The sequence below is a fragment of the Wenzhouxiangella sp. YN1 genome, assembly GCF_056324145.1.
Genome location: NZ_JBJNIO010000147.1, coordinates 13,597 through 38,131, shown reverse-complemented (window position 1 = coordinate 38,131; position 24,535 = coordinate 13,597). Strand labels below are relative to the sequence as shown.

Here is a 24,535-nt window from a genome sequence, read left to right as displayed (position 1 = left end):
CCACGTAAGACACGGAACGACACGGAAAATGAACGAACCAGCTCACAAAAGACTGGAAGCAGACAAAATATCGACTTCGCTCGAGTCATTCACGCATGGTTTGGCTGCCGTGCCTTCCGTGGTTGCGGTATTTGCCTTCTTTGGAGATGACTCATGCAATTGATACCCGCCATTGACCTCAGAGGCGGGCGCGTAGTGCGGCTGCAGCAAGGCGACTACGCGCGCGAGACGCGCTACGACGACGATCCGCTCGTGCTGGCAAAGCGCTATGCCGACGCCGGTGCGGGCCTGATTCACATCGTCGACCTCGACAGCGCGCGCTCGGGCGGCGAGACCAACCTCGCCGCCATCGAGCGCGTGTGCAACGAGGTCGACGCCGACATCCAGACCGGCGGCGGCGTGCGCTCGCACGAGGATTTCCGCCGCCGCATCGACGCCGGCGCGGCGCGCGTGGTGATCGGCAGCCTGTGCGTGCGCGAGCCCGAGTCGGTCATGGCCTGGCTGGCCGGCGCCGACGGCCAGCGCATCGTCGCCGGTCTGGACGTCGTCGACAGCGACGGCGAATGGATGCCGCAGGCGGCCGGCTGGACGGAACCGGGCAAGATCGATCTGTTCACTCTGCTCGAGCGCCTGTTGCAGGCCGGCCTGGTTCATCTGCTGTGCACCGATATCGAGCGCGACGGCATGTTCGCAGGGCCTTCTCTTGCGCTCTATCGCTCGATCTGTCAGCGCTTTCCGTCACTCGACGTGCAGGCCTCTGGCGGCATCGGATCGGCCCAGGACCTGGCGGAGGTCGCGCCCGCCGGTGTGGCCGGCTGTATCGTGGGTCGGGCCCTGCTGGAGAACCGCGTGGCGCTGAGCGAGGTAAGCAAATGGTCGCGGTAAGGCTGATTCCCTGTCTGGACGTGCGCGACGGGCGCGTGGTCAAGGGCGTGCGCTTTCGCAACCACCGCGACGTGGGCGACATCGTCGAGCTGGCTGGCCGCTATCGCGACGCCGGCGCCGACGAGCTGGTGTTCTACGACATTGCCGCCAGCCCGCAGCGGCGCAGCGTCGACACCGCCTGGATCGAGCGCGTGGCCGAAACCCTCGATATTCCCTTCTGCGTGGCCGGCGGCATTCGCGACGTGGCCACCGCGCGTGCGGTACTGCACGCCGGCGCCGACAAGGTTTCGGTCAACTCACCGGCGCTCGAGCGCCCGGCGCTGATCGGCGAGCTGGCCGACGCCTTCGGCTCGCAGTGCGTCGTTGCCGGCATCGACTCACTGCGCGAAAACGGGCGCTTGCGGGTGCGCCAGTACACCGGCGACCCCGACCACATGGTCGACCCGCGGCGCGACACCCTGAGCTGGGTCGAAGAGGTCCAGCGCCTCGGCGCCGGCGAGATCGTGCTCAACTGCATGGACGCCGACGGCGTGCGCGACGGCTACGACATCGAGCAGCTTCAGGCCGTGCGCCGGATCTGCCGCGTGCCTCTGATCGCCTCCGGCGGCGCCGGCCGGCGCGAGCACTTCCTGGCCGCCTTCGCCGACGCCGATGTCGACGGCGCCCTGGCCGCCAGCGTCTTCCACTCCGGCCGGATCGCCATCCCCGATCTCAAGACCTGGCTGCGCGAACGCGGCATTTCGGTCCGGTCTTGAGTTCCGGGAAGCGCAGACTTCGCAGATTCAAGAAAATCAGAACCTTGTAACCACGGCAAACACGAAATGACACGGAAGAAAGAGTCTTTGGCCGCGCATTCAAGGTTTGCTTTCCGCGTATTGCCGTATCTTCCGTAGTTTTAAAAAACGCTGGACTCTGAATGAACGTACAACTCGACTGGAACAAGGGCGGCGGGCTGCTGCCGGCAATCGTGCAGGACGCCGATGACGGGCGCGTATTGATGCTCGGCTACATGAACGCCGAGGCACTGGAGGCGACCCGGCAATCGGGCCGCGTGACCTTCTTCTCGCGCAGCAAGCAGCGGCTGTGGACCAAGGGTGAGACCTCGGGCCACCATCTCGAACTGGTCGACCTGCTGCCCGACTGCGACCGCGACACCCTGCTGGTGCTCGCCCGCCCCGCCGGGCCGGCCTGCCACACCGGCGCCGATACCTGCTTTGGCGACACACACATTCCCCGCGTCGGGTTCCTGGCAAGCCTCGAGCGCACCATCGCCGAGCGCGCCGGAGCGGATCCGAAGGAAAGCTATACCGCCCGGCTGCTCGCCGAAGGCAGCCAGCGCTGCGCCCAGAAAGTAGGGGAAGAAGGCGTGGAAGTGGCGCTCGCCGCGAGCGCCGGCGAGCGCGATGAGCTGGCCGCGGAAGCCGCCGATCTGCTCTATCACCTGCTGGTCTGTCTCCGATCGGCCGATACCGATCTGGAGTCAGTTGCCAATATTCTGTTCAGGCGACACAGGCGCTGAATCGGGCGCCGGGATCAAAGCTGGGAAAGAAGTCGATCTCTTCCTCCTTCTCCTCCCCGGCCAGCTCGGGCCGGCCGAAGAAGTAGCCCTGAAACCGCGAGACACCGGCCTGGCGCAGCCAGTCCACTTCCGCCTGTGACTCGACGCCGGCAGCGATCGGCTCGATCCCCAGTGCCCGGCAGCTGGCCAGGATGCCCAGCACGATGGCCTGTCGGCGCAGACTGGCATCGACACCGGCAATCAGTTCGCGGTCGAGCTTGACGAATTCCGGACGCAGCACCGCCAGGCGCTTGAGGCCGGCCTCTCCCGTACCGAAACTGTCGGCGGCAACGCGAAAGCCGTAGCTGTTGGCGCGAGCACGCACCCGCGCGAGCTGGCGCGGATTGCCCAGGCGCTCGAGCGAGCTGAACTCGAGCACGATCCGGGCGGCCTGCAGGCCGCTGGCGCGCACCGCGGCCGCGGTCGACGCCAGCGCCGGTTCAAGATTGTCCGGGTCGATTTCGGTGCAGTTGATGTGGAGATCCCCGGCAAGGTCTCGACGACCCGCCTCGCGGATGGCGCCCAGGCGGCAGGCCTGGTCGAAATAGAAGCGGTTCTCCGGGCGCACCGACGCAATGATCTGGGCAGGCGACTCGCCGGAGCAGCCGCGCACCAGCGCTTCGTGACCGACCGTCCTGCCGCTCGCTTCGTCCACCAGGGGCTGAAACGCAAAACGGATGCCGACGTCGAGGACGGCCAGATAGTCCTCCAGCCGGGCGCTGAGATCGTGATGGTTGTGAGTCGCGGTCATGGTCATTCCCCTTTTGCTCTTGTGTGTTTTGCCAACGTTCCTTTCCTGAAGAAAGGTTTGCAAACCACATGCCAACTCATGACTCCCCCTTGCCGACGCGGCCCTTTCTGGCGCCAAAGCGTGAATGGAATCACGGGCTTTCGGCACGGACCGGAACCACGCCGCGATCACGAATGCCCTTTTGTGGCGCCGCGTTGCCCTAATGCGTCAGGCTCAGCCAAGCCGCTCGATCAGATTCCGCCGCCGCGCCAGCCGCGCCCAGGAGCGGCCGCAGACAAACCAGCACAGAAAGGCGGCCTCGCGCAGACTGGTGGCAAAGTTGCCGGGGGTAGGCTGCCAGCGGGGCTCCGCCGGCACCGGCAGCGCCGCGATGCCCAGATGCCGCGCATATGCCATGGCGCGGGCCAGGTGAAAGCGACTGGTGACAACGCCCACGCGCGAGCGCGCGGGCAGCATGGATCGCGCGTGGCGCAGGTTTTCGAAGGTGTCGGTCGACAGCTCCTCGAGCTGAACCCGCCCCGAGGCCAGGCCGTGGCGTTGAGCCAGCCATTGCCGGCCGGCCGCCGCCTCGGAGGGCCGGCCGCCGCCGGCCAGCAGCAGGCACAGTTGCGGATTCTGCTCGGCCAGGGCCGCGGCCCGCGCAAGGCGCGCGCGATAGATCGGCGACGGCTGCCCTGATGCCTCCAGCAGGTGACCGCAGACAACCAGCCAGTCAAGCTCGCCGGGGCACGCCCGTGCCCGCGCGGTGGCGAGCACCCGCAGCCAGGTGACGACCAGCACCAGCCCGCCGGTGGCCAGAAGCGCCAGGGCGGTGATCACAAGGGACTCGCGCAGGCCCGGGTCGGCCAGCGCGCGGCGCAGTGTCAGGGTCGAGACGGTAGACATGAGCAAAGAGGTGCAGATCGGCTCGCCGGGTGCTCATGATAGGCCGCCCAGCGCCCGGCTGGCGAACGGATTGCGAGCACCCGCCGGCGTGCCTATACTGGCGCACCTTTCCAGTAACCCGCGCTGCGCCGGGGCTGCACGAATCGCATGAACGATCTGCACATTACCGCCATGACGCTGAGCTGCGCGGCCGGATCCGGCCTTGATGCCCTGCGCCGGGCCCTGCGCGAGGGGCGCAGCGGCCTGCGCCGCAACGACTATCCGAACTGCGAACTCGATACCTGGATCGGCCGCGTCGAAGGCGTCGAGAGCGTCTCGCTTGACCGCGACCTGGCGGCCTTCCAGTGCCGCAACAACCAGCTCGCCAGCCTGGCCCTGGATCAGGACGGCTTTCGCGACCAGGCCGCGGCCCTGCTCAATCGGCACCGGCCCGAACGCATCGCCTGCGTGATCGGCACCTCCACGGCCGGCATCAGCAGCACCGAGCTGGCCTTCCGCGATCTCGACGAGGCCGGGGAGTTTCGCCCCGAACACGTCATGCCCCGGGTGCACACGCCGCACACCTCGGCGGCCTTCGTAGCCGCCGCGCTGGGCCTGGACGGCCCGATCCAGACCGTCTCGACGGCATGCTCGTCGTCGGCCAAGGTCTTTGCCACCGCCGCGCGGCTGATCGCGGCAGGGCTTGCGGATGCGGCCGTGGTCGGCGGCGTCGACAGCCTGTGTCTGTCGGTGCTCTACGGCTTCCATTCGCTGGAGCTGGTCTCGAGCGAGCCCTGTCGCCCTTTCGATCGCTCGCGCAACGGCCTGAACCTCGGCGAGGCGGCGGGTTTCGCCATCGTCGAGCGCAACCCGAAGACCTCGCTGGGCCGGCTGCTGGGCTGGGGCGAAACCTCCGATGCCCACCACATGGCCTCGCCGCACCCGGAGGGCGAAGGCGCCATCACCGCCATGCGCCAGGCGCTCGAGCGCGCCGGGCTGGCGCCCGGGGCCATCGGCTACGTCAACTGTCACGGCACCGCCACGCCGATGAACGACCGGATCGAAGCGGCCGCGCTGGCGACCGTTTTCGGCCAGCCGCCGCCGGCCGGCTCCACCAAGGCCTGGACCGGCCACACCCTGGGCGCGGCCGGCATTACCGAAACGGTCATCAGCCTGCTGGCACTCGGCGACGGCTTTCTGCCGGCCAGCCTCAACTGCAGCGATCCGGAACCGGCCGCCGCGGACTTCATTCTGCGCGCGGGCTGCCAGGCCGAAATCGAAGCGGTGATGACCAACTCCTTCGGCTTCGGCGGGTCGAACTGCACGCTGGTCATGGGGGCGGCATGAGCACGAAAGTTGCGATTCTCGGCTGCGGACTCAGCGCCCCGGGGCTGCCCGACGTCGACGCGCTCTCGCGCGTGCTCGCCGGTGGCGAACTGGGCGATGAAAAACCCGGCAGCGCGAGCATTTCCCTGCTCTCGCCGCGCGAGCGACGACGCTGCCCCGAGACCGTGCGCCTGTCGATGGCTGCCGCCGAGCAGGCCTGTCGCGCGGCCGGCATCGAGGCTTCGCGGCCCGACGCCGTGTTCAGCTCCGGCATGGGGGATCTGGCCATCAGCGACTACATGTGCCGCACCCTGGCCGACACGCCCGAGCTGCTCTCGCCGATGCGCTTTCACAACTCGGTACACAACGCCGCGGCCGGCTACTGGTCGATCGGTGCCGGCGTACGCGGCGACGTGACCGCGCTCAGCGGCGGCGCCGACAGCCTCGTCGCCGGCCTGATCGAGACGGTCGCCCGGGTCACGGCCGACGGCCGGGCAGTGCTGCTGGTGGCCTACGATGCGGTCGCCGAGGCCCCCATGCGCGTGGTGTGGCCGGCCCGCCATCCCTTTGCCTGCGCTTTCATGCTGGGCCCGGTCGAGCGCGGCCGACCCGCCGTCGCGATCAGGGCCGAAAGCGGGCTGCGTCACGACGAGGGCGCCACGCTGCCCGGCGCTCTGGCCGAACGCGCCGCCGACAATCCGGCCGCCCGCGGGCTTCATCTGCTCGCCCTGGCACTGGGCCATCAGCGCAGCAGGCTGCGGCTGGGAGCACAGCAGGGCCCGGGCCTGGTGATCGAGCCGGCGGCATGACAACCGCCGCCCTGATTCCCGCCCACAACGAGATCCGAACGATTCGCCCGCTTGTCGAGGCCGTGCTCGGACAGGTCGATACCGTGATCGTGGTCGACGACGGCTCCAGCGACGGCACCGGTCAAGCCATCGGCGATCTCGATATCCGCCTGATCCGCCACGCCAGCCCCGGCGGCAAGGCCGCCGCGCTGGCAGCGGGCTTTGCCGCCGCGCTCGAGGCCGGGGCGATACGCGTGGTCACGCTCGACGGCGACGGCCAGCACGACCCTGACGAGCTGGCGCGCCTGCTGGCCGCCGCCGATGACCATCCCGATCATCTTGTCGTCGGCGCCCGCCTGCGCCAGCGTCACCGCCAGCCGGGCATCCGGCGATTTGCCAACCGCTTTGCCGATTTCTGGATCGGTTGGGCCAGCGGCCAGCGCCTGCCCGACAGCCAGAGCGGCTACCGCGTTTACCCCCGCGGCCTGATCGAAGGGGTTCGACCCTCGACCGCCCGCCGGCACGGCTTCGTCTACGAAACCGCCATGCTCATCGACGGCGCGCGCGCCGGCTTTCCGGCGCTGGCCGTGCCCATCGACAGCATCTATCACGATGATGCCCGCGCCAGCCATTTCCGCCCCGGCCGTGACGTGTGGGAAATCTTGCGGTTCGTGGCCCGGCGCATTCTGCTCTGCGGCTGCTACCCTCAGGGCCTGTGGCGCATGGTCACGCGCCCGGCGCGCTTTGCCGAACCGACGCGCGAGCTGCAGCCTCACTGACCCCGACGTCCGACCGCGCCCGGATGAATCCGGTGCTCTTCGTAAACCTCGCGGTTGTGGAACGGCATGTCGGCGACCTCGGCGGAGCCGATGCCGAGCTCGTCGTCGACGCGCCTGAGACTGCGGATCATCTCGCGCCGGTCGGCAGCCTTGACGTGGCGGCGCTTGAGCCCGGACAGCAGCTGCCGACGTTCGTGCTCGAGCGCAAGCCGATCGCGCCTTGAAAGCCGCACAGACGCGGCCCTGCCAGCCGCCTCGGCGGCCGTCGTTCGCGTCTCCCGGCTGGTCGATCGCGCCGGCGCTGATGGGAGACGATGGCCCTGGTGCGGACTCGCGTCGACCCGGCTGGGCGGCCCGATATCAGAGCGGCAGGGCAGATCGGAAAACATCACTGCGCCGTCCGACGACCTGCAGCGATAGACCGACTGAGCCGGCACGCCCTGCCAGCACGCGCACAGGGCCAGTGCGGTCACGGCGATCCATCTCGTGTTCATGTTTCCTCCGGCGCATGGATGCCAGGTCAAGAATCGTCGATGATCGTCGATGACCGCAGCTGCCGTAATCGGGGTTCGGCGCGGCCGGGTGTGCGACAACCGCGACGCATCCCGTGAGAGCATGTCGACTCGCAACCGCTATACTTTCGCGATGCACGCGACCGCGAACGCCATTCCCGGCACCACCGACGTCGCCATTCTCGGCGGCGGGCTGGCCGGCCTCACCCTGGCGCTGCAGCTCAAGCAGGCACGGCCAAAGCTGTGCGTGACCGTCATCGAGCGCAACCGTCACCCCGTGCCGGAGGCGGCGCACAAGGTCGGCGAATCGACCGTCGAGATCGCCGCCGACTATTTCGCCAACGTGCTCGGTCTCAAAAATCACATCGAGCGCGAGCAGCTGCGCAAATACGGACTGCGCTTCTTCTTTCACGCCGGCGACCACAACGACCTGGCCAATGCCGCCGAGCTGGGCGCGGCGCGCCTGCTGACCGTGCCCAGCTATCAGCTGGACCGCGGCATTTTCGAGAACCACCTGGGCGAGCGCGCCCGCGAGCTCGGCGTGACCTTCATCGACGGCGCGCGCGTGAGAACCACCGCGCTGGCGGGTGACGCCAGGCCGCACCGAGTTCACCTCGAGCGCGACGGCGAGACCTTCGCGATCGAGTCGCGCTGGGTGATCGATGCCATGAGCCGGGCCTCGCAGCTGCGCCGTAGACTCGACCTGGTCGAGGACAACGGCCACCACTGCTCGGCGGTATGGTTTCGCATCAACCGGCCGATCGATCCTGACGAGTGGAGCGCGAATGCCGACTGGCGAGCCCGCTGCAGCGAGCTGCCACGCCGGCTGTCGACCAACCATCTCATGGGCAAGGGCTACTGGGTGTGGCTCATACCCCTGGCCTCGGGCTCGACCAGCGTGGGCATCGTCTTCGACAACGCCCTGCATGATTTCGGCGCCCTGAAGTCCTTCGACGGCGCCATGGCGTGGCTGGCCGAGCACCAGCCACGCTGTCACCGGGCGCTTGCCGAAGCGCTGGAGAGCGCCGGCGGCAGGCTGCAGGATTATCGTTATCTGCGCCATTTCTCGCACGGCGCGCGTGCGGTCTATTCGGGCCAGCGCTGGGCTCTGACCGGCGAGGCCGGGGTGTTTCTCGATCCCTTCTACTCGCCCGGCAGCGACTTCATCGCCATCTCCAACACCTTCGTCACCGACCTGGTGCTGCGCGAGATGGCCGGCGAGGGCATCGCCCGGCGGGCGACGCGCCATGAGCGCACCTATCTGAGCTTCTACGCATCGTCGCTGGCGCTCTATCGCGACCAGTACCCCCTGTTCGGCCACTTTCGCGCGATGAGCGCCAAGACCGTGTGGGACTACGCCTATTACTGGGGCGTACTGGCGCTGCTGTTCTTTGCCCGCCGCACCACCGACATGCCCTTCATCGCCCGTCACGGGGTCGCGCTCGAGCGGCTGCGCGCCGTCAACGTCGAGATTCAGACGATGTTCCGCCGCTGGGCCGAGCTCGAGCCCGACCATCGGGCCGCGGGCGTACTGGTCGATCAGTCGGCCTCGCCGCTGCTGGCCCGCCTCAATCGGGAGCTCACCGAGGTGGCTGGCGAGCCGGAAGAGGCACAAAGCGCGCGTCTTTGCGCCAACGCCGAACTACTGCACGCGCTGGCACTGCAGCTGTGCGCCATCGCACCGGTGGGCGCGCGCGATCGGCTGCAGTCGGCGGACGCGGCCCTGGTGGTCGACGAAAACCTTCTCGCCGGCCTGCCGCCCGCCCTGACCGAGCCGCCCGGGTCGGCCGCCGCCTGAGCTGCCGTCAGACCCGGCTGACCGCCTCGATCTCGACGAGCAGATCCGAGCGGCACACGTCGCCACGCAGGCCGGCCAGGCGCGCACGGGGCCAGCGCTCGCGCAGGCGCCGCTCGACAGCCGGCCAGTCACCGGCATGGCGCACGTAGACCCGCAGCAGGCTGTCCCGGTCGAATTCCGCCAGGCCGGGGCGATCGAGCTTCTCGGCCGACTCCGCCATCAGCGCTTCGAGATTGCGGATGATTTCCTCCAGCTGGGCGTCAACATCCTCTTGATGCAGGCTGCGATGCCCGACCACGCTGGCTGTTCCCGAAATCATCAGCAGCGCCTGGCCATCCAGCCCGGCGATTGCGGTAGCCCGCGCGAAAGAAGGGCTGCGCGGCCCATAGCGGCGCGGATACCGATAGGCGCTGACCTGCCGCGGGTTTTCTATGTTGATACCCGGCTCGGGCGCGCACAGCAGATAGATTCTGAGGCAGGGCTCATCGCTGCCGATCGCCGTGCCGGCGCACAGCTCGGCGTCGCCATAACCGGCCTTCTGCAGCGCTGCGGCCCGGCCCAGACAAAAGCGCCGATAGCGCTCCTCATCGCCGTCACCGGCATTGATCGCCGGCAAATAGTTCCAGGCCCGCAGCAGCTGCCGGCGGCCGTTTGCGGCAGCAACCGACAGCAGCTCATCGTAGGCTGCTTCCACGGCCCGCGCCGGGTCGGAGGCCGGATCTTCGGGCCACTCCAGCGACAGAAACAACAGCTCGCCGGCACGTCGCCAGCTGACTTCTCCCGTGCGCCCGGCGCGGACGTCATCGTCCACGCGCCAGCACTCATCGGCCAGATCACCGCCAAGCCACAACAGTCCACAGCCGGCCGCACCGGGCCGGGCGCTTGCCAGCGCGAACTCGAACAGGGCCGAGGCGTCCCGGGCGGCTGCGGGTTGCGCGCTCAGACCGCCGGGCAGGGCGGCGCAAGCGATCTCATGAGACATGATCTGGCTCCGAAAGCACAACTGAAGGCACTGCCAGGCGGCAGGTATGAAAAGCGTCTTGCGTATTATAATGGCGCGGGAGCACTCGGCAGCACGCCGTTCAGGATTCCGCTTGTTCAATCAGAAACAAACCGGACGGGCCGACTGCCAGCGCCGTCGCCTTGACCGGAGGGAGCAGACATGAACACACCGCAGTCGCCGCAAGAGCGTGAACTGGCCGAGTTGCTCGTCAGCTCGCTCAACCTCGAAGATCTCTCGCCGCAGGAGATCGAACCCGAAAAACAGCTCTTTGGCGGTGAGTACGGGCTCGACTCCATCGACGCGCTGGAGCTGGCCGTGGCTGTTTCCAGGCATTATGGGGTTCAGCTCAAAGCCGATGACGAACGCAATCGCCATGCCTTTGCCAACCTGCGCGCGCTCAACCAACACATTCAGTCCCTGCGCGAGCAGGCCTGAAGCAGCGGCGGAGCATCCGGCCATGCCCCGCTGGCGCCTTGCCGCTCTCGCGCTCTACCCGCTGCTGGTCTATCTGTCGCTGTATCTTGGCCGGCCCGGGCTGCGATCGCTGTGCCTGCCCCTGCTGGCGCTGCTGTTCTTGCCGCTGCTGCCCGGCCGGGCCGGGCGCCTGCTGTTGATGAGTGCGGCCGTCGCCCTGGCGGCGCTGGCCGTTCTGGTGCCTTCTCTGGCGCTGTGGCCACCGAGCCTGATCTTCACCATGGTGGGGCTGTGGTTCGCCACCACGCTGCGTCATGGCTGCACGCCGGTCATCGAACGATTCGCGCGCCTGGTGCACGCCGGTAACGGTACCGAGGCACCGGCGCATGCCGAAAGCTGGCTGCGCGGATGGACGCTTGCGTGGGCGCTGATCCTGACCGCCATCGGCAGCGTGGCCCTGTGGCTGGCCGCCGCCGACCGCGCCCAGGCCTGGCTGATCTGGATGGTGGTCGCCGCGCCGGTCATCATGCTGGCAACGCTGTGGGCCGAGCTGCTGCTGCGTCGCCGGGCATTCCCCGACGACGAACACCCCGGCCTGATCCGCTTTCTGCTGGACGTTGTGCGCATTCAGCCGCATCATTTCGCCCGATGACATCACTCCCTCTGGCTACGCGACCGCTCGACGCGACGATCATGCTGCACGACAGCCAGCGCGTCAGCCTGGCCGCCTTTCTCGGGCGCGCCAACGCGCTGGCGGCCCGCCTGCCGCCGGGCGCTCCGGTCATCAATCTGTGCCGGGATCGCCACGCCTTCAGCGTTACCTTTGCCGCCACCCTGCTGGCCGGCGGCTGCAACCTGTTGCCGGCCAATCGGCTCAAGGCCACCGTGGACGATCTGACCGCGACCTTCACCGAAGCCGTGGTCGTCTCCGATCAGGCGCTTGCCGGCTTCTCGGGCGCCACCGTCGATCCTGCAGACAGCCTTGCCTGCGACCAGCTCGCCGCCAGCATTCCGCGGGTTGACGCCGAACAGCTGGCCGCGGTGGTGTTCACTTCCGGCAGCACCGGCGAGGCGTCACGCATCGGCAAGCCCTGGCGCACGCTGCATGCAAGCAGCGACATCAATGCCGACGAGCTCGATCCGCCGCACGCGGCCCAGCTGGTTGCCACCGTGCCGCCGCAGCATATGTGGGGGCTGGAAACTTCGGTCTTGCTGCCCTGGTTCCGGGCGGTCTCGGTGTCATCGTCACAGCCTTTTTTCGTCGCCGACATCGTGCGCAGGCTCGAAGAGCTCGATGGCCCACGGGCGCTGGTCTCTACCCCCGTGCACCTGCGCGCGCTGATCGAGTCGGGGATCGCACTGCCACCACTCGAGCGCGTCTATTCGGCCACCGCGCCGCTGAGCCGCGCGCTGGCACGGGCCGTCGAGCGCGCCAGCGGCGCGCGCGTGGTGGAAATCTATGGCTGCTCGGAAACCGGCTGCCTGGCACGGCGAGAAAGCGCCCGCAGCGATGACTGGCAGCTGTTCAGCGCATTCGAGCTGAACCAGCAGGGCGAGCACCACCTGGCGCGCGCCGAACACCTGCCCGGGCCAGTCAGGCTGCTGGATCATCTGCTGCCCCGCGAGCACAAGCGTTTTCGCCTGCTGGGCCGCCACAGCGACCTGATCAACATTGCCGGCAAGCGCGCCTCGCTGGCAGAGCTGACCACCACGCTGCTGGATGTGCCCGGCGTTATCGACGGCGTGATCTTTCAGCCGCCCGAAACCGAAGAAGGCCCGGCCCGCCGGCTCGCCGCCCTGGTCGTGGCGCCGACGCTGTCGGCAACCGACATCCGGCGCGCGCTCCTGGGGCGCATTGACCCCGCCTTCATGCCGCGTCCACTCAGGCTGGTCGAGCGTCTGCCGCGCGCCGAGACTGGCAAGCTCCCGCGCCAGTCCCTGCTGCAGCTGTTTTCGCAAACGCTGAGGAAAGCCGGATGAATCCCGTTGATATCATCTGCCGGATACCCGCCGATCACCCGGCGCTCGACGGGCACTTTCCCGGCAACCCGATCGTGCCCGGCGTTGTGCTGCTGGAGCTGGTGCAGCGCCAGGCCTGCGCCCTGGCCGGCTTTCACGACGGCCCGGTACGCTGGCAACGCGTCAAGTTCCTGCGCCCGGTCCGGCCCGAGCAGCCCATCCGGCTGCACATCGAGGGCACGGCCGATCAGTTCTCCTTCAGCATTCGCGGCGATGACGGCCAGCCCGTGGCCCGCGGCCAGTGTCGTCATGCCGCACTGGCGTGAACGCCCCGAAGGCGGCAACCGCCTGGCGCTGGCGATCATTCGCTGGCTCATTCTGCATGTCGGGCGCGGTGTCGCGCAGGTGTGCCTGTGGCCCACGACGCTGTACTTCTTTCTGGTCAGAGGGCCTGAGCGGCGCGCCTCCCGCGACTGGCTCAAACGCGTAAACGCACCCCGCCAGGGCCACGCCGGCGTTCTCATCCACATCTATACCTTTGCCGTGACCATTGTCGACCGCGTGCTGCTGCTGGCCGGCCGCGGCGACCGCCTCGACGTCCGCGCCGAAGGCACGGAGGCACTGCACGAGCTGCTCCGAAAGGGCCGCGGCTGCATGCTGCTGGGCTCGCACCTGGGCAGTTTCGAGGCGGTACGCGTGTTCAGCCGCCAGGCGCCGGCAGAACATCGCCGACTGAAAGTAGTGATGGATCGGGCCCAGAATTCGCTCATCACGCGCATGCTCGAAGAAATCTCGCCGGACATCCGTGACACCGTCATCGACGCCGGCCAGCCGGGCCCGGCCATCGTGCTCCAGGCCGGCGGCGTCATGGAAGCCGGGGGCATGGTCGCGATGCTGGCCGACCGCACCCGCGCCGGCGAGGCTGCCGTGACGGTATCCTTTCTGGGCGAGGATGTGCGCATGCCGGCCGCTCCGGTAGCCATCGCCCAGGCGCTGGAGGTGCCGGTGGTGATGGTGTTCGGGCTCTATGCCGGCCGCGGGCGCTACCGGCTGATATTCGAAACCCTTCAGGACGGGCAGGGGCGGCCGGCCGATCGTGATCAGCGGCGGGCCATGCTCAACGAGCGCATCCAGCGCTACGCCGAGCGGCTGGAACACTACGCCCGGCAATATCCCTACAATTGGTTCAACTTCTATGATTTCTGGACTGCTGACACTGCTCCTGCTGATCGCGCCGACGGCCACCGAAGCGCCGGACGATCTTGACCAGCTGCTGGCCGGGCTCGAACCGGGGGCGGATGCACAACACCGCCTGCGCTTCACCGAGACACGCGACTCGGAGCTGACCGACAACCCCCTGGTCGTGACCGGCACGCTCTGGCGCGACGAACAGGGGCGGCTGGTGCGGCAAACGCGCGCGCCCCGGCAGGCGGTGCAGCGCCTTGGCGAGCGTATGGTGGTGGTTGAGCGCCCGAACCGCTCCACGCGCCGCTTCCGCCTGGAACGCGCACCCGAGCTGGCGGTGATCCGGCACGCCCTGATGGCGCTTCTGGCGGGTGACGCCAACGCCCTGCGTCAGCACTTTGATTACGAGTTGAACCACAGCGAAGGCGGCTGGCGGCTGGTGCTCACGCCCCGTGAGAGGGCGCTAGCCAAAAAGGTCGACTCACTGTCGCTGAGCGGGCACGCGGGCAGGATCGAGCGCTTCGAGCTGTCTCTGGCCGACGGCACACGCATTGCCACCGAACTCGAACGGCATCCATGAGGCATCTGTGGCGCCCGCTGCTGGCTTTGCTGGTGCTCGGGGCCGCCGCAGCGATCGCCGTGATCGAGCTTCAGTTCGACTATCGGCTGGACGCCTTCCTGCCGGCGCCGGCCTCGCCCGAGCAGGCGATCGTGGTCGAGCAGGTGGCCGCGGGTGCGTCCAGCCGCCTGATTCTGGCCGCCATCGCCGGCGACGACCCCTTGGCACTGGCCGCAACAAGCCGCAAACTGGCCGCACGCTGGCGCCGCCTGGACGGCAGCGAGCGCGTTGACAACGGCGACTGGTCACCCGACGACGCCCTGATCGGACGGCTGATGCAAGCGCGCTTCGTGCTGTCCACGAACGTGGCCCAGCAGGTGGCGCCCGCCGCCATTGAAGCAGCACTCGACGACCGCATGAGCGACCTGGCGCTTGCCGGCGGCCAGGCCGAAGAACTTGTCGCGCGCGATCCCCTGGGCCTGGTCGAAGAACTCGCCACCCGCTTGTCGAGCGGCCGCCAGACCCACACCGTCGACGGCGTGTGGTTCACGCCGGACAGCAACCGCGCGCTTCTGGTGGTGCACTCGGCCCACGCGCCCTACGCCGTTGACCGGCAGCAGCAACTGCTCGAACGCCTGCGAACGAGCTTCACGCAACTGGCCGCCGAAGGGCAGACGCTCGAGCTGGCCGGGGCGCCGGTCATCGGTGCGGCCAGCGCGCAGGCGTCGCGCGCGGATGCCGTGCGCCTGAGCCTGTGGGGCAGTGCGCTCCTGCTGGTCGTGCTGGCGTTTGCATGGCGCTCGGCGAGCGCCATGCTGGCCGGGGCCGTGCCGCTGCTGTTCGGCGTCGTCTGCGGCCTGCTGGTCACGCTGCTGGCCTTCGGCCAGGTGCATGGCCTGACGCTGGCTTTCGGTTTCACCCTGCTGGGCGTCGCCCTGGACTATCCGGTGCATCTGTTCGGCCATGCCGACCGCCGGGCGCTGGCGGCCACCGCGCGCAGTATCCGCGGCCCGCTGTTGCTGGGCGTGGCCAGCACGCTGACCGCCTATATCGCCATCTGGCTGTCGAGCAGCCCCGGGCTGGCCCAGCTGGGCGCCTTCTCGGCGGCCGGCCTGGCCGGAGCCGCGCTGGCCACTCTGTGTCTGCCCGCACTGGATCCGGCCCTTCCGCGACGTACGCAGCCCACCCGCGTCCAGCCGTTTCACTGGCCGTGGATTCCGCTGCTGCTGGGGCTGGCGGCGCTCGGCCTGCTTGTCTGGCAGGGCGATGCACGCTGGTCCAATGATCTGTCGCGCCTGAGCCCGATCGACCGCAGCCAGGTCGAAGCCGACCGCCAACTCAGAAGTGCCATCGGCGCCGCCGACGTGCGCTACCTGCTGGCGGCCACGGGAAACACCCGCGAGCAGGCCCTGGCAGCCAGCGAGCAGACCGGGCGTGTGCTCGAGCAGGCACGCGCCCGGGGTCTGATCGACCATTGGCAGGCGCCGGCTCAGCTGCTGCCATCGCAGGCAACCCAGCGTCAACGCCTGGCCGAGTGGCCTGACCCGGACACGCTGCGCCAACGTCTGCAGGCGGCGCCGTCAGGGTTTCGTGCCGACGCCTTCGAGCCCTTCCTGGCCGACCTTGCAGCGGCCCGGGCACGCGGGCCCATCGATGCGGATTTCTGGTCCGGCACTGCGCTTTCGGCACGCCTCGACGCGCAGCTGCGGCAAGGCAGGGCAGCCTGGCGGGCGCTGATCATTCCCGCCGGCCTGTCCGACCCCGAGGCTCTGCGCGACTTGCTGGCCGAGCGCCAGGCGCCGGCAAGGCTGATTGACCTGGCCGCAGGCTCCCGAGCCATGGTGACCGCCTGGCGCAGTGAGGCACTCTGGAGCCTGGGCATGGCGGCTATCGTGATCATCGGGCTGCTGTGGCTGCGGCTGCGGCGACCGCGGGAGGTGCTGGCCGTGGCGCTGCCGCCGGCGGCTGCTTTATTGGTTACCGCCGCGGTCATGAGTCGCTTCGACGGCGGGCTGAGCATCGCTCACCTTGTGGGCCTGTTGTTGACCGCCGGCATCGGCCTCGATTACGCCCTGTTTTCGCGCAGTTTTCGCGGTGACCCGCCCGCCGTGGCGCGCAGCCGCCGCGCCATCAACACCTGCGCAGCCTCCACCGGCGGCGTCTTTCTGGTGCTGGGTCAGTCCGAAATTGGCCTGCTGCGCATGCTGGGATCGACCATCGCGCTGGGCATTTTGCTATCTTGGCTGCTGACCCGGATCGGGCAACCCCGATGAGCGAGCAAAGAATCGATATCGAAGCCCGCGTGCCGCATGCCGGCGCCATGGTGCTGATCAACGAGGTGGTCAGCCACGACGAAACCCGCATCACCTGTCGGGCGAACACCGGGGCGTTGATCGATCATCCGCTGGGCCGCAAGGGCAGGCTGCCGGCCAGCGCCCTGGCCGAATACGGCGCTCAGGCCATGGCCGTGCACGGCAGCCTGCTGGCCGCCGCGGATGCCCCCGTGCGCGAAGGTCGACTGGTGGCGTTGCCCAGCCTGGAAACCGGCCTGGCTGCGCTCGAAGAACCCGCCGAGTTGCTGATTCATGCCGAACGGCTGGGCGGCAGCGCAATGGGCGAGATCTACGAATTCCGCATCCTCAGCGAACAAACGTTGCTCGCCCGCGGCAAGGCCACGGTCATGTTCCCCGACTCCGGCACCGCCGCATGAGGCGTGCACACCGCGACACGCGACCGCAGACCTGTCGCGCGCTGGTCACCGGCGGCTCCGGAGAGATCGGAGCGGCCATCTGCCGGGCGCTGGCGGCCGACGGTCATGAGGTACTGGTCCACGCCGGCCGCGGGCTGGATCGCGCTGAAGCCGTGGCCGAGACGATTCGTGGCGCGGGCGGTCGGGCCAGCGCCGTGCAGGTCGACCTGACCGACGGCGAGGCCACGCGCGCCGCCATTTCCGAACAAGTCGACGCCGCGCCGCTGGGCGTAGTAGTGCACAACGCCGGAGCACACGATGATGCGCCGATGGCCGGCATGTCGCCGCAGCAATGGCAGCGCGTGATCGAAATCAATCTGAACGGCTTCTACAACGTGGTGCAGCCGGCGCTGCTGGGCATGGCCCGCCTGCGTTGGGGGCGCGTGGTTGCGGTCTCGAGCGTGGCCGCGCGCATCGGCAACCGCGGCCAGGTCAACTACGCCGCTGCCAAGGCCGGGCTGCACGGCGCGGTCGCCTCGCTGGCGCGCGAAATGGCCAGCCGTGGCGTCAGCGCCAACGTCATCGCCCCGGGCGTGATCGACACCGGCATGCTCGGCGAGGTCGACCGCGACAGCCTGCTGGCGGCCATCCCGGCGCGCCGCCTGGGCCAACCCGAAGACGTTGCCGCGCTCGCCGCCTTCCTGTGCTCGGACGCGGCCGGCTACGTCAACGGCCAAGTGATCGGGGTGGACGGCGGCATGGCGCCCGGCTGACGTCAGCGCCTGAGAGCTACTGCGCAGCCGTCTGGCGCTATCCGGCGGTACTCGCGACCCTCATGTATCAACCATGCGTTCCGGCGGCCAGCGCCACACGGCCGCTCGCTACGCTCTCAAACGCTGACGTGCCCCGGCCCGGCTCGGTCGCTGCGTCTTGCTGCGAGTCCTGTCGGGTCAGGTTTCTGGCGGCGGCTCGGTTTCGGTTTCTTCTTCCGACTCGTCTTCCTTCTGTTCTGACTCACCGGCATCAGAAGCGTCGCCCGGCTCGGCGTCCTGTTCGGATTTCGACTTCTTATCGCGCTCCAGCAGGCCCTTCAGCAGACCGCGGGCGGCTTCGCGGCGGCGCTCTTTCTTGTCGGCTTCGGCGTCCTGCTCATCGGCCTGTTCCGCGTCGCCCGGCTGGCCGTCGGCATCGCTGTGCTCACCCTCGGGCCCCGACTCCGGCGCTTTCTCGCCCCTGCCCTCCAGCGCCTCGAGCAGGCGGCGACCGAGCTCTTCGCGCACAACACCTTCGGCCAGGGAGGCCAGATCGACCCTGACTTTCGGGGAGGTCATGTCGCCGGAAATGCTGAGCGGGATGCGACCATCGGTCGAGCGCCTCAGTGCGCCGGGCAGTTTTTGCGTCAGCTCCTCGCCCAGATCCAGCGCCAGGGCGTAGTCGACCTGGCCTGCGCCCAGGTCGATGCGGCCCTGTCCAGTGGCCGCATAGCCGGCAGCCGCCAGGTCCATGCTGGGCAGCTCGACTACGCCGTCCTCGATGCGAAGCCCGCCGCTGAGCGTCTGAAAGTGGGTCTCGCCGCTGAATACGCGGGCGATATTACCCAGATTGTCAGAGGTCAATTCCTGGTCGATCAGGGCCTGCAGATCAACGCCCTGCAGCACGCCCTGAGCCACCGCAAAGCTGCCGCTGCCGTCGAGCGAACGCAGCATCTGCTCGGCGCTGAGCCCGCGGAAGCTCAGATCCATGCTGAACTCGCCCTCGCCGTCGACCGGCGACTTGCCGGTCAGCAGGGCAACCACTTGGTCGACGTGAACCCCGGACAGCCGGGGCGTGAGAACAACGGCGGGCGGCTGCTGATTGAAGTCCACCCGGGCGGTGCCCTGAAACTGCCCGCCGAACAGCCGCGCAGACAGTGGGTCGAGCGTGAGTTTGCCGCCGCTCAACCGGCTGCGGGCACTCACGTCGGTCAGCGTGGCGCCGTCGACCAGAATCAGCTCGCCAAGATCGAGCGAAAAGCCGAGATCGAACATCTCCAGGGCGCTGAAGTCCGCGACTGCTTCACCCTCCTTGTCCGCCGGCACGGCCGGCTCGTCGGGGGCGTCACCGGTGTCGTCGGCCGGCACCAGGCGAGTCAGATCAAGTCGCTCGCCGGTGACGGCAAGCTGGCCGCTGATGGTCTCGCCCAGGCTCGCCTGGCCGTCGAGGCGCAGCACGTCACCGTTGAGCGCAAGCTCGACGGCCGGCAGACTGGCCTGAATGCGTTCGCCGATGGACGCGGAAACGGGCTGCCGCGCCGTGAGCTCGGCGACAAGCCCGTCAAGCTCGCTGCGGTTGGTCAGTTCACTGAGCTCGATGGTCAGCGGCTCGGCCATCGGCCTGACCGTCAGGCTGCCACCTGCCTTGCCTTCGATGCCGGCACCGGGCAGGCGGTACTGCAACGACCAGTCCGAAAGCGCGGCTTCACCCAGATCGGCGGCCACCCGGAGGGTACCGTCAAAATCGAGCGTCAGCGCCGTCTGCCCGCCCTCAACCAGTCGGCCTGCAAACGACAGAGGCACCTCCTGTCCGGCAGCAAAGCCTTTCAGCGTCACGCGGTCGAGCTGCAGCTCCGTGCGCGAGCCCGCGGCCAGGTCGATCATGCTGAACACCACGTTCTCGAAATGAACGGTGCCGGTACGGATGTTCGACAGATCAGCCGGCTTGCCCGAAGGTTCGGCCGCCGGCTCCGAAGGCGCGAACAGCCCTTCGAGGTTGCTCGCGCCGCTGCGCGCGGTGACGACGTGCAGCCCGGCACCTTCGATGGTCACCGTACCTACCTCGACATCACCACGCAGCAGCGGCAGAACGCGGAGGGCGGCCGTGGCGCGCTCGATGCCGGCCAGCGGCGGCGCCTGGTCGAAGGCGGGTGGATTGCCGATGGTGACATCGCGGATATCCAGCGCCAGCCAAGGGAAGAACTTGAGCTCCATCGGCCCTTCCAGCCGCACTTCCCGGCCCAGCTGGTCGCTGGCACGCGCGGCCAGCTCCTCTCGGTAGTCATCCGGGTCGATCAGCAGCGCAGCCGCTACCACCGCGACGATCAGCAGGACAATCAGAACCAGAACGAAAAGAACGATCTTGCGCAACATCGGCCAGCGCCTCCGGCGAAATCAGTATCGGAAAGCTTAGCAGATGGCGTCGTTATCAACCCGGCATAACAGCAGGTTGCGTTCAGCCGACACCGACCTCCAGCAGGATAGTTTCAGATGCCGAACCAGGCGAAGGCGTATCCCTCCATCAGCTCCTCGCGATGGGGCGAGACCATATCGACGACCTCATCGGGCACCTGCTGGCTACGCACCTGAGGGGCCTGGTCACCAAAGGACGCAACCGCGACTTCCTGGCCGAGGGCACGATAGGCCTGGTTGCGCACGTACAGGTATTCCTGCAGGGAAAAGTTGTAGCGGTTGAGGGCGTCCACCTGAGCGCGTTTGGCCTCGATCAGCAGCTCGCCCAGATCCTGGTAGGCTCCGAACATATCGCCAATTCCCGCCTCGCGATTTTCGGACTCGAGCTCTTTTTCCATGGCATCAAAACGCTTCTTGAGCCGCTCGAGATCGCCTTCCATGCTGGCGCGCATATCACGCTGGGCGACTAGAAAGCGCTGGAACTGCGCGTTGGTCACCACGCCATCGGACGGTGCCTGGTAGTCATCGGTGTGCTCGATGCGCTCATTGAGTTCTGCATATTCCTGCACGAACTCCTGAACGCCGCCGGCAAACTCCCAGGCCGGCTTGATCACGAAAAAATAGCCCGCGGTGCCGCCGGCAAGCACCAGCACCAGCAGAACGCCCAGACAGCCGATCAGAAATTTTTTCATTTTGCATGAACCTTTTTTTAACTGGTTGACGCCCAAGGATACGTAAACGGCAACACAATCCGGCCACTCCCGGGCGCTTTCGGCGTCATCCGAGCGGCCAGCGCTTAGAATCAACCCATCAGCCATCTAGAGCGGTTCCCTTTCATGCGCCATTCAAATCGTGCTGCCGCCCTCATCCTTGTTCTGCTTGCAGCCGCATCCGCGCTGTCGGGCTGTCAGGCCGCCTCTTCCGGCGCCGACGATGAGAAGCCCACGCCGCTGCTGCTGATCTCCATCGACGGTTTTCGTCACGACTACATCCAGCGGTTCGACAGTCCGTCCATCGACCGCATGGTTCGTGAGGGGCTGGTGGCCGACAGCCTGCACCAGGCCTTTCCAACCAAGACGTTTGCCACGCACTACACGATGGTGACCGGAAAGTATCCCGGAACGCACGGCGTGGTTGCCAACAGCATGTGGGATCCGCGCCGCAAGGCGAGCTTTTCCATGCGCAACCGCAAGGCGGTCAACGACGGCTTCTGGTATCAGGGCGGCGAGCCGATGTGGGTCACGGCCGAGCGCCAGGGTCTGATCGCCGCGACCTATTTCTGGCCGGGCTCGGAAGCGATGATCCGGCGCACACGACCGAGTTACTTTCGCACCTACGACGGGCGGGTGCCGCAGGCCGAACGCGTCGACCAGGTGCTGGAGTGGCTGACGCTGCCTGAGTCGAAGCGGCCGGACTTTCTGACCCTGTACTTCAGCCGGGTCGACTCGCGCGGGCACCGCGACGGGCCGGCGTCCAGCAGCGCGCTCGAGGCCGCTGCGCAGCTGGACGCCGAGCTCGGCCGGATGCTCGACGCACTCGAGGCGCGCGGCCAGCTCGACCGGATCAACATTCTTCTGGTTTCCGATCACGGCATGTCGGCCGTCCACCCCGATCGCGTCATTGCCCTCGATGACCACATCGACCTGTCGCAGGTCCACGTCTCCGACTGGGGGCCGGCGGCACAGATCTGGACGCGGGAGATGGACGCGGACGCCATCGTTGCGGCGCTGGCCGGGGTGAAACATGTGCGCGCCTGGAAGCGCGAGGACATTCCTGCGCGCTATCACTTCGGCAGCCACTATCGCGTTCCCGAAGTGCTGGTGGAAGCCGACCCGGGCTGGCTGATATCGAGCCGGCCCTACATGGCCAGTCGCAATCCGCCCAGGGGCATGCACGGCTGGGATCCGGCGCTGGCGGAAATGCACGGCATCTTCATCGCCCGCGGGCCGGATTTTGCCGCCGGCAGCCGCGCGCCGGCCGTAGCCGCCGTTGATCTGTATCCGCTGATGGCGCACCTGCTCGGCCTGAAGCCGGCCGACAACGAAGGCCGGCTGCAGACCTTTCTGCCCTACCTTGACGGCGACGCGCTCCCGGACTATCGCGTCGAGCGCTTCGACTGCCGGGCGGGAGAAGTGACCGCGCGCATCGGGCCAGAACACATGGCGCTCGAGCTCGGGCCGCGTGTCTATGTGCTGGCGCGCAGCGGAGAGCAGGCGTTTCGCGCCGCCGGCCTGAGTTTTCGTATGGCAAATGGAACAGCCGAAGGCTCGATCGACGGCCAGGCGCTGACCGGCTGTCGGGCCGTGGTCGGCGAGCGCTGAAATCCCGGCCCACCCGGCCTCATCTGGACGGCGGGGTGGGCCGGAGTCGCTCAGTTGCCCTCGAAGCGGTCGGCGAAGATCTTGTCGGGCAGCCACTCGACGCTGCCCAGGTCGCATTCGCTGCCGCCGCCCGCCGGGCGCGGCTGCCCGCGCTGGTCGAGCGCAAACGTGCCGCCGCAGCCGCTGGTGCCCAGCGGAATCACGTTGAGCCCGGCCCCGGACGCGTCCGGCAGGTGGGTCAGGGTGAAGCCGCCGTTGTCGGCCAGCGGCCCGAGCATGGGGTCAGCGCCAATCAGGCTCTGGGTGATGCTATCGAGCGTGAAACCGTGTCCCGGGTCGATCGCACCGACCAGGGTGTAGTTGATGTCGACCTGCGCACCGGCGAGATCCGCCGGCCCGCCCGAATCGCTGTTGCCGGCAATGATGCTGTTGCGCAGCTCGGGCTGGCCGCTGGTGGCGCCGCCGTACAGGGTCAGCCCGCCGTACTGGTCGGCCTGGTTGCCGGTCATCGTGAGCCCGTCGATCAGGGCGTCGGCATCGCCCTCGAAAGTGAGCCCGAGACCGCCTCCGGAGTAATCGGCCTGATTGCCGCTGACGGTGGTATTCCGGATCAGCACCTCGGCCGGCCCGTCGGCCAGCACCGCACCGCCGCCCATGGATTGACCCGCACTGTTGCCGCTGATGGTGGTGCGCTCGACCTGAAGCGCTCCATAAGCATAAACGAGCAGTCCGCCGCCCTCGGCATCTGCCTGGTTGTCCGAAATCTCGGTGCCGAGCAGGTAAAGATCCGTGGAGTCGGCGATAAGCCCGCCACCAGCGCGTGCCTGATTGCCGGAAATGACCGACTCTTCCACCAGCGCCCAGCCCCCATACAGGAGCACGCCGCCGGCCGCATTGTAGGCCTGGTTGTCGGTAATGGTCGAACCCAGCATCACCGTTTCGGACGATGGGCCAAAGGCAGCGACGCCGCTCATGCCCTGCGGCCCGCCGTTGCCGCTGACGGTGGTGTCGATCAGCGTCAGCGCGGCATATGAAGCGTAGATGCCGCCGCCGTCGTTGCCGCTGATGGTGGAGTTGACGATGGTCGCCTCCGGAGAGTATCCAAAAACGAGGCCCAGGCTGCCGTCAGGGCCGGCCGTGTTGTCGGCGATAGTCGATCCGGCGATCAGGGCATCGCTGGCCTGCGCGAATACCGCGGTACCGTAGCCGGCACCCGAGCTGTTGCCACTGACCGCCGAGTTGAACAGGCGCAGCCGGGATTCTCTCAGGAACACCGCGGCAAGACCACCGCTGTAGTTTCCACTGATGGTCGAGTCGCTGATCGTCACGGTCGCGTAGTAGCGACCATAAACGGCGCTGCCGGAATCGTAGCTGGTATTGCCGCTGATGGTCGAACCAGCCAACCTCATGTCGCTCCCGTACAGGTAGACCCCACCACCGTAATACCCCGTCTCGTTGCCGCTGATGGTCGAGTCGGCGATCGACACCTGGCTGAATACGGCGGCAGCGCCCCCACCGATGTAGCCGGCGTAGCTGTCGGTGATGCTCACGTCCTTGAGATCGAGCTCGCCGCTGTAAATGAAGATGCCGCCGCCGTAGTCAGAGCGGCTGCAGCGGGTGATGGTCATGCGCTCGGCGGCCAGGCGCGCGCTATCGGCGCTCAGGCAGGCGTGATCGTCGTCACCCGAGAGCGTGACTTCGCTGCCCTGCAGGGTCATGTCTTCGGTGATGTCGGGCAGATCGGCGGCCAGGGTGATGGTCTGGCCGCTGATGGCCGAGAAGTCGAGCGTATGTGGCCCGGCCTGGCCGTTGGCGTCGATGATCGCCTGGCGCAGGGTGCCAGCGCCGGCGTCGGCATTCGATGTGACCGAAAAGGTGCCCGCGTGAGCGCCGGAGGTCGCCAGGGCCAGGCCGATGGCGGCCGCCAGCGCCCGGGGCTTGAGGCGGCTGCTTGGTCTCGTCTGCATGTTCTATCCCTCT

24 protein-coding genes are annotated in these 24,535 nt (G+C 68.0%); 17 read left to right on the top strand and 7 right to left on the bottom strand.

From position 1 onward, the window contains the following. The first annotated feature begins 153 nt into the window (after positions 1-153). The 3 genes from ACEWQZ_RS07475 to hisIE all read left to right on the top strand — a co-directional run bounded on the left by ACEWQZ_RS07475 (position 154) and on the right by hisIE (position 2,404). Entirely contained in the window at positions 154-885 is a 732-nt protein-coding gene (locus ACEWQZ_RS07475) for a 1-(5-phosphoribosyl)-5-[(5-phosphoribosylamino)methylideneamino]imidazole-4-carboxamide isomerase (RefSeq protein WP_476482457.1), read from the top strand. Next, the gene (gene hisF / locus ACEWQZ_RS07470) at positions 873-1,640 is read left to right on the top strand and encodes an imidazole glycerol phosphate synthase subunit HisF (RefSeq protein ID WP_476482456.1); all 768 of its coding nucleotides are present in this window, start codon (positions 873-875) and stop codon (positions 1,638-1,640) included. The genes ACEWQZ_RS07475 and hisF overlap by 13 nt, the downstream gene beginning before the upstream one ends. Positions 1,641-1,801: 161 nt before the next feature. Continuing rightward, positions 1,802-2,404 carry a bifunctional phosphoribosyl-AMP cyclohydrolase/phosphoribosyl-ATP diphosphatase HisIE gene (hisIE, locus tag ACEWQZ_RS07465; RefSeq protein ID WP_476482455.1) on the top strand — a complete coding sequence of 201 codons (603 nt, stop codon included), beginning with the start codon at positions 1,802-1,804 and terminating at the stop codon, positions 2,402-2,404. Here the strand turns inward: hisIE and ACEWQZ_RS07460 are convergent. Then, the gene (locus tag ACEWQZ_RS07460; RefSeq protein ID WP_476482454.1) at positions 2,385-3,194 is read right to left on the bottom strand and encodes an EAL domain-containing protein; all 810 of its coding nucleotides are present in this window, start codon (positions 3,192-3,194) and stop codon (positions 2,385-2,387) included. The two genes, hisIE and ACEWQZ_RS07460, sit on opposite strands and share 20 nt — an antisense overlap. Before the next feature lie 213 nt (positions 3,195-3,407). Then, complete coding sequence (locus ACEWQZ_RS07455) at positions 3,408-4,079, bottom strand: YdcF family protein (protein ID WP_476482453.1); 672 nt, start codon at positions 4,077-4,079, stop codon at positions 3,408-3,410. Between the two features lie 147 nt (positions 4,080-4,226). On the opposite strand from ACEWQZ_RS07455, the gene ACEWQZ_RS07450 reads away from it, so the two are divergent. Genes ACEWQZ_RS07450 through ACEWQZ_RS07440 form a run of 3 tightly spaced genes read left to right on the top strand, consistent with a single transcriptional unit; the run spans position 4,227 to position 6,951 of the window. Then, entirely contained in the window at positions 4,227-5,405 is a 1,179-nt protein-coding gene (locus tag ACEWQZ_RS07450) for a beta-ketoacyl-[acyl-carrier-protein] synthase family protein (RefSeq protein WP_476482452.1), read from the top strand. Continuing rightward, positions 5,402-6,193, top strand: a complete 792-nt coding sequence (locus ACEWQZ_RS07445) for a beta-ketoacyl synthase chain length factor (protein ID WP_476482451.1) — start codon at positions 5,402-5,404, stop codon at positions 6,191-6,193. The genes ACEWQZ_RS07450 and ACEWQZ_RS07445 overlap by 4 nt, the downstream gene beginning before the upstream one ends. Next, positions 6,190-6,951, top strand: coding sequence for a glycosyltransferase family 2 protein (locus tag ACEWQZ_RS07440; RefSeq protein ID WP_476482450.1), 762 nt, complete (start codon positions 6,190-6,192; stop codon positions 6,949-6,951). Before ACEWQZ_RS07445 ends, ACEWQZ_RS07440 begins: the two co-directional genes overlap by 4 nt. Here the strand turns inward: ACEWQZ_RS07440 and ACEWQZ_RS07435 are convergent. Further along, a complete protein-coding gene (locus tag ACEWQZ_RS07435; protein WP_476482449.1) occupies positions 6,945-7,445 on the bottom strand; it encodes a DUF4124 domain-containing protein in 501 nt (166 codons plus the stop codon). The genes ACEWQZ_RS07440 and ACEWQZ_RS07435 overlap by 7 nt on opposite strands. A 121-nt stretch (positions 7,446-7,566) precedes the next feature. Here ACEWQZ_RS07435 and ACEWQZ_RS07430 point away from each other — a divergent pair, with 121 nt between their 5' ends. Then, the gene (locus tag ACEWQZ_RS07430; protein ID WP_476482448.1) at positions 7,567-9,261 is read left to right on the top strand and encodes an NAD(P)/FAD-dependent oxidoreductase; all 1,695 of its coding nucleotides are present in this window, start codon (positions 7,567-7,569) and stop codon (positions 9,259-9,261) included. Between the two features lie 7 nt (positions 9,262-9,268). Here the strand turns inward: ACEWQZ_RS07430 and ACEWQZ_RS07425 are convergent, their stop codons facing one another. After that, positions 9,269-10,243 (bottom strand): chorismate transformation FkbO/Hyg5 family protein, encoded by a 975-nt coding sequence (locus ACEWQZ_RS07425; RefSeq protein WP_476482447.1) that lies wholly within the window; start codon positions 10,241-10,243, stop codon positions 9,269-9,271. Positions 10,244-10,423: 180 nt separating this feature from the next. Here ACEWQZ_RS07425 and ACEWQZ_RS07420 point away from each other — a divergent pair, with 180 nt between their 5' ends. The 9 genes from ACEWQZ_RS07420 to fabG are packed head-to-tail and all read left to right on the top strand — an operon-like array spanning position 10,424 to position 17,843. Then, positions 10,424-10,699 (top strand): phosphopantetheine-binding protein, encoded by a 276-nt coding sequence (locus ACEWQZ_RS07420; RefSeq protein WP_476482446.1) that lies wholly within the window; start codon positions 10,424-10,426, stop codon positions 10,697-10,699. A gap of 22 nt (positions 10,700-10,721) precedes the next feature. Then, positions 10,722-11,330 carry a COG4648 family protein gene (locus ACEWQZ_RS07415; RefSeq protein WP_476482445.1) on the top strand — a complete coding sequence of 203 codons (609 nt, stop codon included), beginning with the start codon at positions 10,722-10,724 and terminating at the stop codon, positions 11,328-11,330. Further along, entirely contained in the window at positions 11,327-12,658 is a 1,332-nt protein-coding gene (locus tag ACEWQZ_RS07410; RefSeq protein ID WP_476482444.1) for an AMP-binding protein, read from the top strand. Before ACEWQZ_RS07415 ends, ACEWQZ_RS07410 begins: the two co-directional genes overlap by 4 nt. Continuing rightward, positions 12,655-12,963 (top strand): ApeI family dehydratase, encoded by a 309-nt coding sequence (locus ACEWQZ_RS07405; RefSeq protein WP_476482443.1) that lies wholly within the window; start codon positions 12,655-12,657, stop codon positions 12,961-12,963. Before ACEWQZ_RS07410 ends, ACEWQZ_RS07405 begins: the two co-directional genes overlap by 4 nt. Next, positions 12,947-13,903, top strand: a complete 957-nt coding sequence (locus ACEWQZ_RS07400; protein WP_476482442.1) for an LpxL/LpxP family acyltransferase — start codon at positions 12,947-12,949, stop codon at positions 13,901-13,903. Before ACEWQZ_RS07405 ends, ACEWQZ_RS07400 begins: the two co-directional genes overlap by 17 nt. Next, positions 13,833-14,402, top strand: coding sequence for a LolA-related protein (locus ACEWQZ_RS07395; RefSeq protein WP_476482441.1), 570 nt, complete (start codon positions 13,833-13,835; stop codon positions 14,400-14,402). Before ACEWQZ_RS07400 ends, ACEWQZ_RS07395 begins: the two co-directional genes overlap by 71 nt. Then, positions 14,399-16,654, top strand: coding sequence for an MMPL family transporter (locus ACEWQZ_RS07390; protein WP_476482440.1), 2,256 nt, complete (start codon positions 14,399-14,401; stop codon positions 16,652-16,654). The genes ACEWQZ_RS07395 and ACEWQZ_RS07390 overlap by 4 nt, the downstream gene beginning before the upstream one ends. Further along, positions 16,651-17,091: a hotdog family protein gene (locus ACEWQZ_RS07385; RefSeq protein WP_476482439.1), complete on the top strand. Its 441-nt coding sequence runs from the start codon at positions 16,651-16,653 to the stop codon at positions 17,089-17,091. The genes ACEWQZ_RS07390 and ACEWQZ_RS07385 overlap by 4 nt, the downstream gene beginning before the upstream one ends. Then, positions 17,088-17,843: a 3-oxoacyl-ACP reductase FabG gene (fabG, locus tag ACEWQZ_RS07380; protein ID WP_476482438.1), complete on the top strand. Its 756-nt coding sequence runs from the start codon at positions 17,088-17,090 to the stop codon at positions 17,841-17,843. Before ACEWQZ_RS07385 ends, fabG begins: the two co-directional genes overlap by 4 nt. 177 nt (positions 17,844-18,020) lie before the next feature. Here the strand turns inward: fabG and ACEWQZ_RS07375 are convergent, their stop codons facing one another. Continuing rightward, positions 18,021-20,195, bottom strand: a complete 2,175-nt coding sequence (locus ACEWQZ_RS07375; protein WP_476482437.1) for an AsmA family protein — start codon at positions 20,193-20,195, stop codon at positions 18,021-18,023. 113 nt (positions 20,196-20,308) lie between these two features. Continuing rightward, positions 20,309-20,926 carry a hypothetical protein gene (locus ACEWQZ_RS07370; protein WP_476482436.1) on the bottom strand — a complete coding sequence of 206 codons (618 nt, stop codon included), beginning with the start codon at positions 20,924-20,926 and terminating at the stop codon, positions 20,309-20,311. Positions 20,927-21,070: 144 nt separating this feature from the next. On the opposite strand from ACEWQZ_RS07370, the gene ACEWQZ_RS07365 reads away from it, so the two are divergent. Next, the gene (locus tag ACEWQZ_RS07365) at positions 21,071-22,555 is read left to right on the top strand and encodes an alkaline phosphatase family protein (protein WP_476482435.1); all 1,485 of its coding nucleotides are present in this window, start codon (positions 21,071-21,073) and stop codon (positions 22,553-22,555) included. Positions 22,556-22,605: 50 nt separating this feature from the next. On the opposite strand, the gene ACEWQZ_RS07360 is transcribed toward ACEWQZ_RS07365, so the two are convergent. Continuing rightward, entirely contained in the window at positions 22,606-24,522 is a 1,917-nt protein-coding gene (locus ACEWQZ_RS07360) for a right-handed parallel beta-helix repeat-containing protein (protein WP_476482434.1), read from the bottom strand. Positions 24,523-24,535 lie beyond the last annotated feature (13 nt).

Excerpts from the sequence above, each read along its gene's own strand:
- ACEWQZ_RS07390 (WP_476482440.1), top strand. The coding sequence starts at position 14,399 with ATGAGGCATCTGTGGCGCCCGCTGCTGGCTTTGCTGGTGCTCGGGGCC.
- ACEWQZ_RS07365 (WP_476482435.1), top strand. The coding sequence starts at position 21,071 with ATGCGCCATTCAAATCGTGCTGCCGCCCTCATCCTTGTTCTGCTTGCA.
- ACEWQZ_RS07435 (WP_476482449.1), bottom strand. The coding sequence starts at position 7,445 with ATGAACACGAGATGGATCGCCGTGACCGCACTGGCCCTGTGCGCGTGC.
- fabG (WP_476482438.1), top strand. The coding sequence starts at position 17,088 with ATGAGGCGTGCACACCGCGACACGCGACCGCAGACCTGTCGCGCGCTG.
- ACEWQZ_RS07400 (WP_476482442.1), top strand. The coding sequence starts at position 12,947 with ATGCCGCACTGGCGTGAACGCCCCGAAGGCGGCAACCGCCTGGCGCTG.
- ACEWQZ_RS07475 (WP_476482457.1), top strand. The coding sequence starts at position 154 with ATGCAATTGATACCCGCCATTGACCTCAGAGGCGGGCGCGTAGTGCGG.
- ACEWQZ_RS07455 (WP_476482453.1), bottom strand. The coding sequence starts at position 4,079 with ATGTCTACCGTCTCGACCCTGACACTGCGCCGCGCGCTGGCCGACCCG.
- ACEWQZ_RS07450 (WP_476482452.1), top strand. The coding sequence starts at position 4,227 with ATGAACGATCTGCACATTACCGCCATGACGCTGAGCTGCGCGGCCGGA.
- ACEWQZ_RS07415 (WP_476482445.1), top strand. The coding sequence starts at position 10,722 with ATGCCCCGCTGGCGCCTTGCCGCTCTCGCGCTCTACCCGCTGCTGGTC.
- ACEWQZ_RS07445 (WP_476482451.1), top strand. The coding sequence starts at position 5,402 with ATGAGCACGAAAGTTGCGATTCTCGGCTGCGGACTCAGCGCCCCGGGG.
- ACEWQZ_RS07410 (WP_476482444.1), top strand. The coding sequence starts at position 11,327 with ATGACATCACTCCCTCTGGCTACGCGACCGCTCGACGCGACGATCATG.
- ACEWQZ_RS07425 (WP_476482447.1), bottom strand. The coding sequence starts at position 10,243 with ATGTCTCATGAGATCGCTTGCGCCGCCCTGCCCGGCGGTCTGAGCGCG.
- hisF (WP_476482456.1), top strand. The coding sequence starts at position 873 with ATGGTCGCGGTAAGGCTGATTCCCTGTCTGGACGTGCGCGACGGGCGC.
- ACEWQZ_RS07360 (WP_476482434.1), bottom strand. The coding sequence starts at position 24,522 with ATGCAGACGAGACCAAGCAGCCGCCTCAAGCCCCGGGCGCTGGCGGCC.
- ACEWQZ_RS07370 (WP_476482436.1), bottom strand. The coding sequence starts at position 20,926 with ATGAAAAAATTTCTGATCGGCTGTCTGGGCGTTCTGCTGGTGCTGGTG.
- ACEWQZ_RS07460 (WP_476482454.1), bottom strand. The coding sequence starts at position 3,194 with ATGACCGCGACTCACAACCATCACGATCTCAGCGCCCGGCTGGAGGAC.
- ACEWQZ_RS07420 (WP_476482446.1), top strand. The coding sequence starts at position 10,424 with ATGAACACACCGCAGTCGCCGCAAGAGCGTGAACTGGCCGAGTTGCTC.
- ACEWQZ_RS07385 (WP_476482439.1), top strand. The coding sequence starts at position 16,651 with ATGAGCGAGCAAAGAATCGATATCGAAGCCCGCGTGCCGCATGCCGGC.
- hisIE (WP_476482455.1), top strand. The coding sequence starts at position 1,802 with ATGAACGTACAACTCGACTGGAACAAGGGCGGCGGGCTGCTGCCGGCA.
- ACEWQZ_RS07375 (WP_476482437.1), bottom strand. The coding sequence starts at position 20,195 with ATGTTGCGCAAGATCGTTCTTTTCGTTCTGGTTCTGATTGTCCTGCTG.
- ACEWQZ_RS07395 (WP_476482441.1), top strand. The coding sequence starts at position 13,833 with ATGATTTCTGGACTGCTGACACTGCTCCTGCTGATCGCGCCGACGGCC.
- ACEWQZ_RS07440 (WP_476482450.1), top strand. The coding sequence starts at position 6,190 with ATGACAACCGCCGCCCTGATTCCCGCCCACAACGAGATCCGAACGATT.
- ACEWQZ_RS07430 (WP_476482448.1), top strand. The coding sequence starts at position 7,567 with ATGTCGACTCGCAACCGCTATACTTTCGCGATGCACGCGACCGCGAAC.
- ACEWQZ_RS07405 (WP_476482443.1), top strand. The coding sequence starts at position 12,655 with ATGAATCCCGTTGATATCATCTGCCGGATACCCGCCGATCACCCGGCG.